Below are 15456 nucleotides of genomic sequence, written 5' to 3'. Positions count from 1 at the left end.
CACGATAAACCGCATACATCCTCAGGTGTTTACGGATTCAGCCACGATAACACCTTATACATCCTCAGGCGTTTACGGATCTAGGGCGATAACAACGAGTACATCCACTGGCGCTTAAGGACTCAGAAGGCGTTATTTGCTCAATTATCGCCTTTTGGGCACAGTTTCGGACTCCAGTGCAGCTATTGAAGCTAGAATAAAAAGTGGACAGTAGTTAACAGACTGGCGATAATGAGTCCACGGAGGTGTGTTCACATGGGAGAACATCGACAACGGTATAACGAAGAATTTAAAAAACAGACAGTGCAGTTCATTCAAGAGCAAACAAAGACAGTGGGCGACTTGGCGGAAGAGCTCAACATCCCAAAAAGTACCCTGCATCAATGGATGAGCCAGTATCGAGAACTAAAGAATGAACCGGCGGCTAGCATGGATCGAGTACGGGAACTCGAGGCACAGTTGAAAGAAATGAGCCGTCAACTTCAAGAAAAAGATAACAAGATTGCCGATGTGGAAGAGGAATTAGCGATCGTAAAAAAAGCAGTGCACATCTTCAGCAAACCAAGGAACTGAGATTCCAGTTTATTGAAAAACATCGCTCCGAGTTTCTCTTGGAGAAGATGTGCATGACCCTACATGTGTCACGGAGCGGGTACTACAAGTGGCGGACAGAAAAAACCAGTACGCATATGCTTCGTAAGGCTGCGATAATGAAGCGAATTCAGTATCATTTTGCAGACCATCAAAAGCGGTATGGGAGTCCGAAGATCACCCGCCTGTTACATCAAGAAGGTTATACCGTTACCGAACGCACGGTGAGTGTGTACATGCGACATATGAAGCTTCGCTCCATTGTCTCCAAAACGTATCGCGTACAGACCACCGACTCCAATCATGACCATCCGATTGCCCCGAATACGCTGAACCAGCAATTTAAAATACTCAAACCCAATTCAGTATGGGTTACCGACATTACGTACATTCCTTGCCGGGGAGGGCGCTTGTACCTGGCAAGTGTGATGGACCTTTGCACGCGCGAAATCGTGGGGTGGCGCTTGGAGAACCATATGGAAACTAGCTTGATTTCGGGCGCTTTACAAGATGCTTACGAAGCTAAACAACCGGAAAAGGGTCTATTACATCACTCCGATAGAGGTTCTCAATATACTTCTCATGAATACACGAAGCAGTTGAAAGCGTATGGCATGGAGTCCAGCATGAGCCGCAGAGGTAACTGTTATGATAACGCCTGTATCGAGTCGTGGCACAGCATTTTGAAAAAGGAGCTCATTTATTGTAATCCGCGATTCAAAACTAAGGAGCAAGCCTACCAGACACTTTTTCAATATATTGAGTTTTACTATAACCGCAAGCGAATGCATGGCGCGCTGGGGTATCTTTCTCCAGTTCGTTTTGCTGAGCAATTGACTAGAATGTCTGTTGCGTGACTGTCCACTTTCTTGACAGAGGTCCATATTTCATCCAAAGTGGCCCAAATTGGGCGCTTTTCATGCCAATAGCGACTATGGGGTCCGATAGCACGCCAAAAGTCGATAAATGCAACGTTTAGGGGCTACTGGGTCCTTTACCGCCGCATCCCACTCATCTCTGGGGACTTACGGACCTAACACAATAACACCCAACACACATCAGGCGCTTTCGGACTCGGCCGCGATAACACCGAATGCATCCTCAAGCGCTTGCGGATCTAGGACGATAACACCGAATGCATCCTCAAGCGCTTGCGGATCTAGGACGATAACACCGAATGCATCCTCAGGCGCTTGCGATCTAGGACGATAACACCGAATGCATCCTCAGGCGCTTGCGGACTCAGGAGACGTTATTGGCATATTTATCGCCTTTTGGGCACAGTTTCGGACTCCAGCGCAGCTATTTCATCAAAAGTGGTTCAAATTGGGCGGTTTTCATGCCAATAGTGACTATAGGGTCCGATAGCACGCCAAAAGTCGATAAATGCAACGTTTAGGGGCTACTGGGTCCGTTGCCGCCGAATCACACTCATCCTTTGGGGCTTACTGACCTCGCACAACAACACCCAACACATCATCAGGCGCATACGGACTCAGGAGGCGTTATTTTCTCATTTATCGCCTTTTGGGCACAGTTTCGGACTCCAGTGCAGCTATTTCATCAAAAGTAGCTCAAATCGGGCGTTTTTTATACCAAAAGCGACTATGGGGTCCGATAGCACGCCAAAAGTCGATAAATGCAACGTTTAGGGGCTACTGGGTCCGTTACCGCCGAATCACACTCATCCCTTGGGGCTTACGCACCTAGGCACGATAACATCGAATACATCCTCAGGCACTTTCGGCTCAGCCACGATAACACCCAGTGCATCCTCAGGCGCTTACGGACTCGGCCATGATAACACCCAACACATCATCAGGCGCATACGGACTCAGGAGGCGTTATTTTCTCATTTATCGCCTTTTGCGCACAGTTTCGGACTCCAGTGCAGCTATCTCATCAAAAGCGGCTCAAACCGGGCGTTTTTTATACCAATAGCGACTATGGGGTCCGATAGCACGCCAAAAGTCGATAAATGCAACGTTTAGGGGCTACTGGGTCCGTTGCCGCCGAATCACACTCATCCTTTGGGGCTTACTGACCTCGCACAATAACACCCAACACATCATCAGGCGCATACGGACTCAGGAGGCGTTATTTTCTCATTTATCGCCTTTTGGGCACAGTTTCGGACTCCAGTGCAGCTATCTCATCAAAAGCGGCTCAAACCGGGCGTTTTTCATGCCAATAGTGACTATGGGGTCCGATAGCACGCCAAAAGTCGATAAATGCTGCGTTTAGGGGCTACTGGGTCCGTTAGCGATCTCTTGCGTGCAAATTACATACCATGAAGCAACGTTTGTTTTAAGAGCGTGGTGGATACGAGCATGAGATTAGGTTTGGGGTTGGCAGCTCCGAGATAGCAACTTGATCTAGGTGCTTGGCACTGGCAGCTCCGAGATAGCAACTTTGATCTAGGTGCTTGGCACTGGCAGCTCCGAGATAGCAACTCTATCTACCCTTCTGGGTTGGCATCTTGTTCTAGTAGTTTGGCACTGGCACCTTTAAGCTAGCAGCTTTGAATTAATAAAGCTGGCGTTCGGGGCATACGGTCAGCAGCAAAAAGACACAGGTGCCCCAGCAGTCATGATCATGACTACGGGACACCTGCGTCTTTTTTATATCTTGTATTGCTGCATGATTATTGAAGCTGCTCAAACAGGCGGAAGATCACGGTCGCTGCTTGCGCTCTTGTAGCCTTGCCGTTTGGTCCAAATTGGTTGGATGTCATACCGTTAATAATTCCACTAATACGCATCGCTTCTACAGCTTTGGCTGCATCCGCAGACAACTGGTTCACATCAGAGAATGCTTCACCAGAAGCCTTTGTTCCGTCGGTCAATGGGATATTAATCGTCTGAGCCAAACGATAAATCATGACCGCCATTTCCTGACGAGTAATCTCCTCGCTTGCACCAAAGTTGCCATCCGCTTTGCCTTTAACAATACCGAGCTTTTGAGCGCTCGCAATCGGACTGGCATACCATGCCCCATCCTTAACGTCTGTAAATGTGCTTACAGCCGTCTCATCTAGTAAATCAAAAGCGTTCATCAATATTTTGATGAACTCTGCACGGGTCACATTTCCACTTGGATTAAAGTGTTCAGCATCCATCCCTTGGATTGCGCCTCGTGCTGCGAGTGCTTCAATACTGTTTACCGCCCAATTAGCTGTAGCGGTATCTTTGAATGAAACATTCGAGTGAACCACTACATAACTGCCAAGCAGTTGCAAATTTAACTCAAGCATCTGTGTCCCTGTATTAAATCTTCCGTTCTTAACGATCTCTAGTTGCTGATTACTGTTCAAGTAATAAACCACTACTTTATGTGCTTTCTCACCAGACTTCAGCGTATAAGGAAGTGCCAGCTTGATCCCCGATGTCTTCAGTACATCGCCTGGAATAATCACACCATCTACGCTAAGACTGATGTCTTTAATTGTACCTGCATTCAACTGACTGCTTACCGAAAGTGGCAATCCGGATATATCTCCAGTGCCCACAATAAGCTTAAGTTTGCCGTTCTTAGCATCTTTGTAAGTCTTCAGGAAATTTTCCGGCAGCATTATGCTTGCTGTTCCTATATCAATCTTGAGGGATTTAACATTCCCCGCTGCTGCCAGTGACTGCAGTGGCAGCTCAACTACAATTTGTTTCGCGTTTCCGGTAGGATTCACGACAATGGACAGAATACCATCCTTTGCATCCTTTGCTGCCTTTTCAACATCTGCGGCAGCCAGTTCAGCCAATGCATTTCCATCTGCTCCGATGACCGTCTGGACAACGATTTTACCATTGCTTACAGCAGGGGCAGCTGTCGCAGACGCGCTAGGCGACGGTTTTGCCGTGGCTACCGGCACATAAGTACCCGGTGCATCTGTTGGTTTCGGCGTTGCCGTTGGCGTTGGTGTCGTTGTCGGTGCAGGTGTTGATGTTGGCGTAGGTGTTGGCGTAGCTTCTGAAAGCAACTTCAGGCCCGCAACCGCCGCAGTAAGCTGACTTAATGCCTCATCAATGTCTGCCTGAGTGGCAGTTCCACTCTCCAGCAACATCACTGCACGTGCTACCTCTTTCTTAAGAGTATTCCAGCTCTCCTCTACATAAAGGCTCTTATCCAGAGCCTCTATTGCTCTAAGCTTCTCCTCCAAGGCTGCCGTTATGAGAGGTGGATTTACAGAAACTAATGTTAAGGTATACGTTCTGGTCGTTGTTTTATCCAGTGCCGTCACAATGACCTTGTAACCCGTTTGAATTTCTCCCGCAATAGTAATGCTATCGGGTTCATACACAGCGAAGGTAACCCCTACCGGAACAGTAAGTCCTTCCTTCAGCTCATCAAGTGTAGTCGTATCCGGTAAAATAATTTCTTTGGCTACCTGATCAATAGATCCGCCCGGAATTGTGATTCCGCTGATCGTTGCATCATGAGCTTCGACAGGCTGTAAGGCTTCAAAGGCATTTTTCAAATTGGAATATGCCACATTAATATCACCATCGGTAGCACCGTCATTTGCATAAGTGGCTTTAGCAGCCTCTAGTGCAATGCGTAGTGCATCCCATTGCTCAGGCGTTCCGGTATAATTCTCTTCATTTACCGAAGGATCTTCCGCTGTATCAATGGCTGCTTTAAGTTTAGATTTATCGTACCTCACACTGATGCGGCAACTGGCAGCAATATCGGTGCCCGCCACTTTACCAAATATAGTGAAGTCTGTAGCAATGGTGAGTTTGTTAAGGGGAATTTCCTCCCATACCACACTTGCCAAGCCTGTCGTTTTATCGGCGTAAGTTACCGTAACCTTAGCTGGAAGAGTAGGCACGACGTTAACTGTCGTACTCACCGCAATCTGTTCAATGCTTACAATCGCACCATGGTCGCCGGGAGCAGGAACTTCTCCTTCTGGCTTAGACGAAATTGCCCGCCATTCCTTAACGCCTGTCCAAATACTAGTGGACTGCTTATTAAGAATCAAACGGAGTTTATCCGTCTTCACCTCGTCAAAGGTTACCTCGTTAAATGCATTTCTTGCTTTGCCTTTCTCGCTCAGGCCCGTTACCGGTAAGTATTTTCCGGCATCCTTATCCCAATATTCGAAGCTGTAATCTCCCGGTACCTGTACACCGCCTTCATCATCATAGAAGTACACGGAGCTGCCTGACAAAGTCACGGGCTCTTTCCAGGTCAGTTGTAGCCAGTGGCTTTCACCGGGACCGCCCCAGTTCCCATACTGAGTTTCTGCTTCGCTATTGTAAATACTTGCTGAAGTATAAGGGATATAACCATCATTAATGCCATATACAGACTCCCATGCCGAAGTGTAAGAGGCACTAGGGTTAGCCAAAAGGGCAGCATTTCTGTATCTAAGGTTCTCCACCGCCATCCGCATTTGATCCGTTGCCACTTTGATCTCTTCCAGTGTATATTCTCCCTGAGCCAGCAATGCCTTGGCAGCAGTCAGTGTAGCTTGCAGCTCTTGCCATGTTGCCGCAGTAAAATCATCCTTGTTCCGGACAAGTCTGCCGGAATCCCGATCCGCAAACTTAGCGATCATCTCTGTCAGTTCTGCAGTAGCTACAAATACGGTGACTGGAACCTTCACGACAGTTTCAAGTTCCCCATCGCTGACAGTCAGGCGGTATTCATATTCACCAGTCGCCTTAAAGGTTGCTTGCAGCATGGCCTTATCAAGCCCTGTCTCCTCTACTTCTCCTTCACCTGAAATCTTCTCCCAGGTATAAGTCAGCTTGCCACTTGGCAATCCATCATCAACGATTTGTGGCATAATCGTCAGAGGCACATTTTGCTCAACCTTCAATGGTGTTTCTAGATAAACCTTTGGTGCCTGATTGGCAGCCGCCTTAACCTCCAGATTATTGTTGTAGATCTGAATCTCCTTTATGGCGGTCGCAAGTTCCAGCGAATGCGTCACATGAATGCGAATCGCTGCAGTGTTAACCTTTTGGAACTCTACATTGTTATAGTTGGAAGCAATATACTCCGGATAGCGGAATTGCCCCTCCACTGGTTTCCAGCTTCCATCAGCATCCTGATATTCGACACCGAATGTCTGTGGTGTACCATAACCGTTCAGAAGCCGGTCATTATAGAAATAGACTTTTACATTGTCCACAGCCTGGACTCCATCAAATTTGAACGTAACCGTATCGACGGAATTCGGCGAACCTCCGAATAAAGCTGTGTTTGACGTATGATTAATCGATGCGATTGTTGAATTGTCCGCCAGGTTGCGGATGTTCGAACCGCTCTTGATATAAGTCGATTCAACAGTAGTGCCTGAAGCAACAGCCAGATTCATACCGTCATTAACAATATCTACGCCTGCTTTATTAAACATATCGACAGTCTTCTCATTGCTAGCTAGGGATGTTTGATCTGCCGCAGCAAGTGTCGTAGCACTGCCTTTTTCATATAACACCTGTGTCTTCGAGTTGTCGCCAACAGCCCCAGTTACATCACCTGAAGGTTTTTCCACCTTACCAGTAGCTGTATCATAAATCAGATGGGACATTTCGTTAGTTGTCATTACGAGTTCATCATTAATGAAGAGCGAATAACCTGCTGGAATACCTTGATAATGAGGATTGTCACTGTATTTAGCAGGATCCTGCCATACGATAGATAAGTTAGCATCATGATAACGCACGTTATCTACAGCAAAATAGTCATAATCGACATTAATCGGCCATAGCTCGATCTTGTCATCTGTCCGTGGCTGAATACCCGCCATATCTTCAACCACAGTGTAATTCATCATGCCAAGCGTATCGTGGTGAATCCATGCCCGTACCATATCTCCACTAGGGTTAGGAGGATTGTCTTTTGTCCATGGCGTGCCGAAGAAGTAATCCTCCAGCCAGAAAAATTCATTAGAGTCCAGGTGGTCCGTATTGCCCGGCTCCACTGTATGCAACCAAGCGCCCCAATCAAACAGTGTTTTGTAAACGTCACTGTTGATGTTATCTATAGGATAATAGCGCAGAGAGGCACGAACGGTATTAATATAGTTGCCGAAGTTACACCATGCGAACTGGTCTGTACCGAAGGCATCCGTCTTGCCATTCTTGAAATCTTCCACCCGCTTCATAATGCTGTTCTGATCCGCTGTAAAGAAGGGAAAGATCGGATAATAATTCGGATCTGCGTAATCAGACAACTGGGATAAATATTTCGCCTCATATCCTTCTTCACCTTCAGTTGGTACTACACCAAAGTTAAAGACAAACATGTTATTATCCCGCCAAGGGTTGAAAACATCGGTACCGCCTACAACTTTTTTGTGCAAAAAGCTGCCTGTACCATTCGTATCTGCCACACCGTCACCATCAAAGTCAGCCTTGTCGTACCACATCTCATTCAGAATTGAATTCTTAATATTCTGCGCCACAGTGTTCATTTTAGCTGCACCCGCAGTATCCCCAAGCTGCTCGTACATCTTCGCTGTTGCCACTGCATTGGCGTAGGTAGTAGAAGAACCATCCAGCCGGGCATAGTTACCACTGCCATTCCAGTGCATGGATACGGTATCTCCGTCATTACCTGTAATCGGACCATGGTTATAATAAACAAGATTTGGATTAGTGCCTTTAAAATGTTCAAGTGTGCCGGTAACATCAGTGGCGGAAAAATCAGCGAACTTCTTCAGTATTTCCTGACCACCACCGTAAATCTTGTAAGCATCCCAGCCTACTTGCGACGTGTTCTGCATCATATCCCAAGTCCAGATGTTAGGACGTCCGGGATTATTTTTATAGTTCTTATTCTCGGAATATTCCCCTTGAGCCAGCCAGGTTCCATACAAGTAGGAAGGATCACGCAGCCATTTCAGATCCTGCATCGCCCAAGGTACACTGACCGTAATCCCGTTGTTGTAGCCGAGAACGCCCTCCATGTTCATCGGGAACTGCCAGTCATTGCCCGGAATGTTGGCATCCAGCAAATTAAAGCGGTTACACCACCAACGATAATAAAGTACCTTCTTCACATTCTCATCGGGAACATCGATATATGGAATGTTCTCTGCCCACCACTCGTTGTACTCCCGCACCTGTGCGGAGAAGGCTGTATCATTGCTGTCAGCAGCCTTAAAGCTCTCATAATGCAGCTTTGAGCCTGGTATTTCATCCGCGAGCCAACCCATGACTACCTTTTGGTCAACGGAGCCACCGGCGGGCACTGTAATCTCTTTAACCAGTTCATTTCCGGAAGGACTCATGCCGTTTCCGCTCAGGTGAACATCCACGTAGGACATTGCTTCAACTACCTTTTGCCCGGCTTTGCCTATCATTAGCGGAGCAGCCACTCTGTAACCCACCAGCTCATCACCCTCAGCCGCTGAGACGAAAGGTGATTTAACCTTCATCGTCAACGTTATATCGCTGGCTGTAGGATTCTTCAATTGAAGCAGCGTTACAGCACTGTTATAGCTGGAAATAAATTTCCGCTGGTTAATCTCCAGGCCTCCGCTTGTGTAGGTCTGATTCTCATGACTCGGGTAGTTCTTCCGCACATTTTTCTGTTCTGCCAAGTCTCCTGTAGAAAGGGTGATGTTATACATCGTGTCCTTGTTCAAAGTATCCGCGTAATGCACTGTTCCCACAAAACCCAGCTTGGTATTATCCTGAGTCTTCATGTACAAAGCGCTTCCCCGGCTGAATAGAGTATTGGCGCTAACTTCGTCGTTGACATCATCCGGAATGACACCTTCGTTAACTAGCAAGGCGTCAAGCCAAGGCAAATCGGAATTATCTTTTGCAAAAGCCTCAAAATCAAAAGCTTCAATTGCCTGCATCATTTCTCCGACGGTGACATCGCTGAAATTAACGCCTTCCTTAACAATAGAATTATCCTTCCACTTCGCCTGCCCGTAATCGTTGCCTACACCTTCATGATAGAAATCAGTCGTGTAGTTAGCCGATACGGGAACAATCCCTGCATTTAATACCACAGCCGCGCATAATGCCGCTACAGAAGCTCTTCTGGGCCATTTATGACTTGACATTTGGATGAATTCCTCCTTTTTATCCCTTGATTCCTGTTAATGTAATGCCCTCAACAAAATATTTGTTGCCGATCAAGAAAAATACTAGACAAGGAGCTGTAACGACGAGCGCCAGTGCCATGACCTGTTCATAGTTCGGAATGCGCATCCCGTTCACAATATACAAGCCCATAGGCAGCGTATAATCTGCTTCAGTCTTTAAATAAATCATGGTGTAGAAAAATTCATTCCAACAGTTGATAAAGCTGAACAACGCCACAACAATCATTGCGGGACGTATAAGCGGCAGCATGATGCGGGAGTAGATACGGAAATAACCCGCACCGTCAATCTTGGCAGCTTCACTGAGTTCTAGTGGAATCGTCATGAAAAATTGCCGGAGCAAAAAGACAAAATACGCGTTGCCGCCTGCACAGAAAAAGGCCGGAATAATAAGAGCAGGTTTGCCAGCTAGTCCCAAAGAAGTGTACAGAGAATATTGTGGCAGCAGGGTTACGGCACTAGGCAGCATCATCGTACTGATGACCAGCACGAACCACATCCCGCGCAGCGGAAAGTTCAGCTTAGCAAAGGCATACCCAGCAAAGCTTGTCGTCAGCACCGTCCCGATCACATAAGGAACTACAATCGAAACTGAATTCCAGAGCTGCCGCAGGAACTGAATACGTTCCAATCCAAGCCGAAAATTATCGACATTTAGTGACTCGGGGAAAAACACAGGCGGCCGCGCCAGTATTTCTGTATGGCTCACGAAGGCACCTCGCAGCAGCCAATAAAGCGGAAAAGCAAACACCACTGCGAGTATACAGGAGAGCAGAATCAGCCCGGTATTGATGGCTTTAGCTCTTTTCTTTTTTTTCTGGATACTTGTATAATTCATAATTGCGGTAGCCGCCATTATCTCGCCTTCTTTCTTTTGCCCATCGAATCGTCCCTTTTAAATGCGCCCTGGAAGTAGAACAGCACACCAGTAATGGCCATAGTGATTAGGAAGACGACCCATGCCTCAGCAGACGCCAAACCGCGCATCCCTACCTGAACAAATGAATGGTCATAGATCATAACGTTGATAAAATAAGTCATCCGATCGGGTGCACCATTTCTGGACAACACCACACTTTGCGTATAAATCTGGATAGAGGTCATCATGCACATAATCAATTGGAAAAAGAGGACAGGCTTGATCGTCGGATAGGTTACTTTGAGGAACTTGTGCCAAGCATTTCCCCCGTCCATCTCGATAGCTTCCAGCAATTCTCCCGGAACATCCTGCAGCGTAGCGATGAACACAACAATCGTCCCACCACAGGTCCACAAGCTCATGATAAACAATGTCTCAAAAATACGGATGGGATCTGTCAGGAAATCAACAGGGGCAATTCCTATCTGCAATAAAATCCAGTTAAGCAATCCACCCTTGGCTTGGTTCTGTAGAAGCATCTGCCACACAATTGTTGTCGCCAGCATCGGAACTACAGACGGCAGAAAGAATATAGCCCGCATCAAGTTTCTGCCGATAAATTTACGGTTCAATAAGAGTGCAACAATCAGACAAAAGGTGATTACAAGCGCCACGTTAATGAAGGCATAAATCAAGGTTACCGTTATGGATTTCTTGAATTCGGAGCTGGTATTGGTGAATATGTACCGGAAATTATCCAGTCCAATCCACTCCATAACTTGGCTTCCGCTCATAATCGTTATTTTATGAAAGCTGTAAAACAAACTGGCCAACATCGGATAAAGCGTCAATACCAAAAATCCAATAATGGCCGGTGCTGCAAACAAATATCCAGCCACCGCCTCTTTGGTGACACCTCTGGCATGCTTTTTAACATAGACCGCAGCCGTTTCGGTTTTGCTCTCTGGGTTCATAAGCAATAGCCCTCTTTTCAAATATAAGCTCTAATTAGGAAACCTTGCCGCTCTCGAACAACTGCTTGATCGCTGGCATGATCGCGTCATAGACTTCTTTAACACTTTTCTTACCTGCCAACGCCTGATCAATAGATTTCTCATATTCAGTATTCATCTTGAGGTAGGCAGGAACGTAATATGCAGGCCATTGTGCGATAGAGTCTTTCGTTGTGGAATAACTAAGGATAGTTTCTTTTGCGCTTTCAGGAAGATCGGAGGTCCACTTTTCAACCAAGGTAGGATCGGTATACCAATCTGCCTGGTTCGGCAACCACGCACCACTCTTCAGCAGCTCCAGACTGTTCTCAGGGTTGACCATGTAAGCATAGAATTTCTTGGCTTCCTCAATGTGCTTCGATGTATTGTACACAACAAGCGGAGCACCACAGTTCATCGTTACTGCCTTTTCCATCTTAGGCAGAACGCCAACGCCGATATCTTCATTACCTTTGATATTAGCTAGATCCCAAGATCCGCTGATTGCCATGGCATAACCACCACTCAAAGCGTCTACCGCAGAACCAATTCCAGAATTCCAAGTGTAATTGAAAGCGGATGCAACCTTGTCTTTGTTAACGAGATCAGCTAGCTTCTGGATGGCATCAACCGTTTTGGGAGAATCCCATTGAAACTCCTTTCCATCCGGGGAAACAATCCCGCCACCGTTGGCATAAGCTGCCCAGAAGTGGTGGAACTCCCGTCCCGCTGTCATACCAAGCCCGTAGTTCTCGGTCAGAGCAGCATCAAAGCCTTCATCTGCCGCTGTTTTTCCTTTAGTATCTGTCGTTAGCTTTTTCGCGTTTGTCACGAATGTATCCCAATCCCACGCATTTTCAACTTTGGAGGGTGGATATTCAAGACCTGCTGCATCAAATTTGGACTTGCTATAGTAAAGCAGCTCCAACTGGTTGGATAGGCCGACTCCAATCACTTTTTGCTCAGGTGAATGGATTGTAATCGCTGATAGTTTTTCAGGAATGCTTCCGTCCGCTAATAAATCGCTGATATCTTCGATAATTCCCATTTCATTGTACTTTTGGATATCGCCTTCACCCATATAACTGATATCTGGAAGTTCACCGGATTCGAGCCGGGTCTGAATAAATGTATCAAAGGAGCCATCTGCTGGAAGTACTTGTGCATTGATTTTCACTCCGGTGTCGGCTGTATATTTTTCTGCTGCCGCTTCTACCAGCTTTTTCTGTACATCATCACCCCAATACAATAATTCCAAGGTTACATCTTTATCAGGCGTAGTTTCCTTGTTGGCTGCTCCAGACCCTTCAGATGCCTTTGGAGCCGCGTTGTTGGAATTGCCCGAACAGCCTGCCAGTGCGGAAAAAACCATCATTGATGCTAAAGATAGAACTAGAGTACGTTTTCCAAACTTCATGTTTGTTGCCTCCCTTTTTTTCATATCTATTTATTTCAAGCCAAGCATTTAAAGCTTTAGCCTAAAATCATCATGGTTTGTCATTCTTAGCGATTACAGACAAGGGCTGAATATTCCTCCGCCTGCCAGTCTTACGCGAGGCTCTAGTATCCCCTCAGTTGTGCGATATTCGAGCTTATCCTCAAGCAGCACATATCTTGACGGATATGCAGCGTAACTTGTTACGATCCAGCCCTCCGAGTCTTCTTCAATATAACCGTTAATACAGCGCATCTTTCCGCGTGGATCCCTGTACAAATATGTGGTTGTCCCGAAGCCCATTAGATAGGCCACTAGCTCCTCCCCCATATCCCAATCATCTCCTGTCACACCCGAGAACAGCGAAGCAAACAAGGAATCACTTGCCCCCACAAATACGGATTGCCCAAAACGGTTTCGCGACAATTCTGGCATGTTCAGGTTAGGAGCTGCCACACTATATGTAGAGGCTGCCTCTCCAGGCAACAAACGGCGTGGAGTAGAGCGTACATTCCAATCGTAACAATTGAATACTGCCATCGTAGAACGGTAAGCGGCTTCCAAATATTCAGGGTCTTCAAGGAATTCATAGGCAACCCGGGATGCACCTGCTACCAATCCACCCCAAAGGGAATGAATCATATACGACAAAGCTTCCCACCAACGATCCGGATTCTGCACTCTGTAATCATTGCTGAATCCGATATTTGCCAGAATTAGTTGCCCATAACGCTGAGCCTCCTCTTTATTTCCAAGGTGACACAATGTTTCACAGGTAGGACCAAATCCTGCATTATCGTAAAAATGCTCCGTTATAGCTCCCTCATACTGCTGTATCCCTGTCTCCAGATTTCTGCCAAATTGCTCCCATAAGGTAAGTAGACGTTTATACTCTTCTGAAAGACCGCTCTGCTTCAGTGCCTCTAATAAATCAAGAATATAGAGCACAAATATACCATTTAGACGGCTCTCATCCTGTTCACGCTGCCCACTATGCCGATCAGGGTCTAGGCGAAGGCACATGATTTCGGCAGTCCATTGTAGATATTCTCTAGGAGAATGAATTTTAAGTAATGAACCATCCATTCGTGACAATAGATAAAAGACATGCCCAATATAATCCAGATCATAAATGCGGTAGAATTCTCCATACAAGGGACGCGGATGATTGAAATCTCCGCCTTCAAACCAATGCTCCTTCACATCCAATACTGCGGCAATCTCGGCCTTAGCTACTTGTTCGGGGACAGCCTTGGCCATGCTATTCTTCATCAGAAGAAAAGCAACCTTACCCAGCGATTCTCCCTGATTCGATAGCGGACGGAAGGCATATGGCCTCTCAGCCTCACCTGTCCCTCCAAAGTTGTTATTTACCAACCACTCGGCTCTCTTTTCCAGAATCAGGTCAATCGACTCCAGTACATTCCAGACCAGGATATCGGTCCGTCCATCTTCTAGCCCCAGCTCCAGCTTATGTTCTCCCGGCTCCAAACGCTGTAAAGATATAGTGTAGCTGCTGCCTGACTCCAACCGTACAGCTTCGTTCGTAATATTCTCCTGGCGGATCAGCTCCGTTGCCGTTGAAGTGCTATACAAACGCAGCTCACGTAGAGCCTGGCCCTGCGGCAGATCAACAACAGCTTCGAACCTTCCTCCCCGGGTTAATACAGGCGTATAGCTCCAGCGCGGATGTCCATAGGCCATACCCTGCCTATAGAAATCATCTCGATTCTGACAGGGATGGAATATGTATTCCCAGCTGGAGGTCTCTCCAGCGTCAAGATCCAGCGGACTGTAAGCGCCACCATATATCCAGTCGGCAGCTGCAGATTCGGTCATAGATGATCCGTCCTCCACCAACGATAGCCGATGATACAGCAGACCATCCAAAGAAGGGGAAACCTGCTCAAGAAAACGATTCTTATAACTACAATAAGTACCTACGGTTACTGTTCTGCCCTGAACACCATAAACACCCAGATGTGGTGCTTCGTTGCTCCGTCGAATGGCAGCAATTTTAGCGAAATCTCCACCAAGATGGGGGAATACTGCACAGGACTGACTCATATTGCGCTGCACATTTTCATCTCTGTACATGACATAAGCGAGCGAAAACCACACATGAAGTCCATTAATTCTTACAGACTGTGTTGAGCGGTTCATAGCTTCAATAGTCCATCTTAGTCGCTCATCTTCCAAAGAATATGTAAGTCTGATTGCAATCGGCGCACCTTCAAAATCCACAATTACACGATTTTTTCCTTCTGGCGTGATTTTGGGCAACAGATCAGTGCTTTTTATGATATTCCCGTCTAGCTCTATTGTCCATTCTCCGAATAGCTTATCTGTATCCGCATAACCTGCCTCTTTCAAATAAGACGGATCAACTACCCAATTCATTTCACTAGGGTCGCCCTGTAATATCAGAGACTGAAGTGCTCCGCGGTCGCTTAGCTCCATCCTGAAATTTTCGTTGCCTAGAATCGTCATTGCCTAGCACCTCTTCAATATT

7 protein-coding genes are annotated in these 15456 nt (G+C 46.6%); 2 read left to right on the top strand and 5 right to left on the bottom strand.

Annotation, left to right across the window (positions count from 1 at the left end):
• The first annotated feature begins 255 nt into the window (after positions 1-255).
• Positions 256-573: a transposase gene (locus NST25_RS02835; RefSeq protein ID WP_076301905.1), complete on the top strand. Its 318-nt coding sequence runs from the start codon at positions 256-258 to the stop codon at positions 571-573.
• Entirely contained in the window at positions 522-1448 is a 927-nt protein-coding gene (locus tag NST25_RS02830; protein WP_143766647.1) for an IS3 family transposase, read from the top strand. The genes NST25_RS02835 and NST25_RS02830 overlap by 52 nt, the downstream gene beginning before the upstream one ends.
• A 1787-nt stretch (positions 1449-3235) precedes the next feature.
• On the opposite strand, the gene NST25_RS02825 is transcribed toward NST25_RS02830, so the two are convergent.
• The 5 genes from NST25_RS02825 to NST25_RS02805 form a co-directional block, all read right to left on the bottom strand.
• Complete coding sequence (locus tag NST25_RS02825) at positions 3236-9616, bottom strand: S-layer homology domain-containing protein (protein WP_340393282.1); 6381 nt, start codon at positions 9614-9616, stop codon at positions 3236-3238.
• A gap of 19 nt (positions 9617-9635) precedes the next feature.
• Positions 9636-10514: a carbohydrate ABC transporter permease gene (locus NST25_RS02820; protein ID WP_081386388.1), complete on the bottom strand. Its 879-nt coding sequence runs from the start codon at positions 10512-10514 to the stop codon at positions 9636-9638.
• On the bottom strand, positions 10514-11491 hold the full coding sequence (locus NST25_RS02815; protein WP_081383334.1) for a sugar ABC transporter permease: 978 nt from the start codon (positions 11489-11491) through the stop codon (positions 10514-10516). Before NST25_RS02815 ends, NST25_RS02820 begins: the two co-directional genes overlap by 1 nt.
• A 34-nt stretch (positions 11492-11525) precedes the next feature.
• On the bottom strand, positions 11526-12926 hold the full coding sequence (locus NST25_RS02810; protein WP_076101376.1) for an extracellular solute-binding protein: 1401 nt from the start codon (positions 12924-12926) through the stop codon (positions 11526-11528).
• 93 nt (positions 12927-13019) lie between these two features.
• Positions 13020-15434, bottom strand: coding sequence for a hypothetical protein (locus NST25_RS02805; protein WP_340393280.1), 2415 nt, complete (start codon positions 15432-15434; stop codon positions 13020-13022).
• Positions 15435-15456: the final 22 nt, after the last annotated feature.

It is taken from the genome of Paenibacillus sp. FSL E2-0190 (assembly GCF_037992965.1).
GTDB lineage: Bacteria > Bacillota > Bacilli > Paenibacillales > Paenibacillaceae > Paenibacillus_AQ > Paenibacillus_AQ odorifer.
Note: the sequence above shows the minus strand (reverse complement) of the source record. Positions and strands in the feature narration are given on the sequence as shown.

Excerpts from the sequence above, each read along its gene's own strand:
- NST25_RS02835 (WP_076301905.1), top strand. The coding sequence starts at position 256 with ATGGGAGAACATCGACAACGGTATAACGAAGAATTTAAAAAACAGACA.
- NST25_RS02825 (WP_340393282.1), bottom strand. The coding sequence starts at position 9,616 with ATGTCAAGTCATAAATGGCCCAGAAGAGCTTCTGTAGCGGCATTATGC.
- NST25_RS02820 (WP_081386388.1), bottom strand. The coding sequence starts at position 10,514 with ATGGCGGCTACCGCAATTATGAATTATACAAGTATCCAGAAAAAAAAG.
- NST25_RS02815 (WP_081383334.1), bottom strand. The coding sequence starts at position 11,491 with ATGAACCCAGAGAGCAAAACCGAAACGGCTGCGGTCTATGTTAAAAAG.
- NST25_RS02810 (WP_076101376.1), bottom strand. The coding sequence starts at position 12,926 with ATGAAGTTTGGAAAACGTACTCTAGTTCTATCTTTAGCATCAATGATG.
- NST25_RS02805 (WP_340393280.1), bottom strand. The coding sequence starts at position 15,434 with ATGACGATTCTAGGCAACGAAAATTTCAGGATGGAGCTAAGCGACCGC.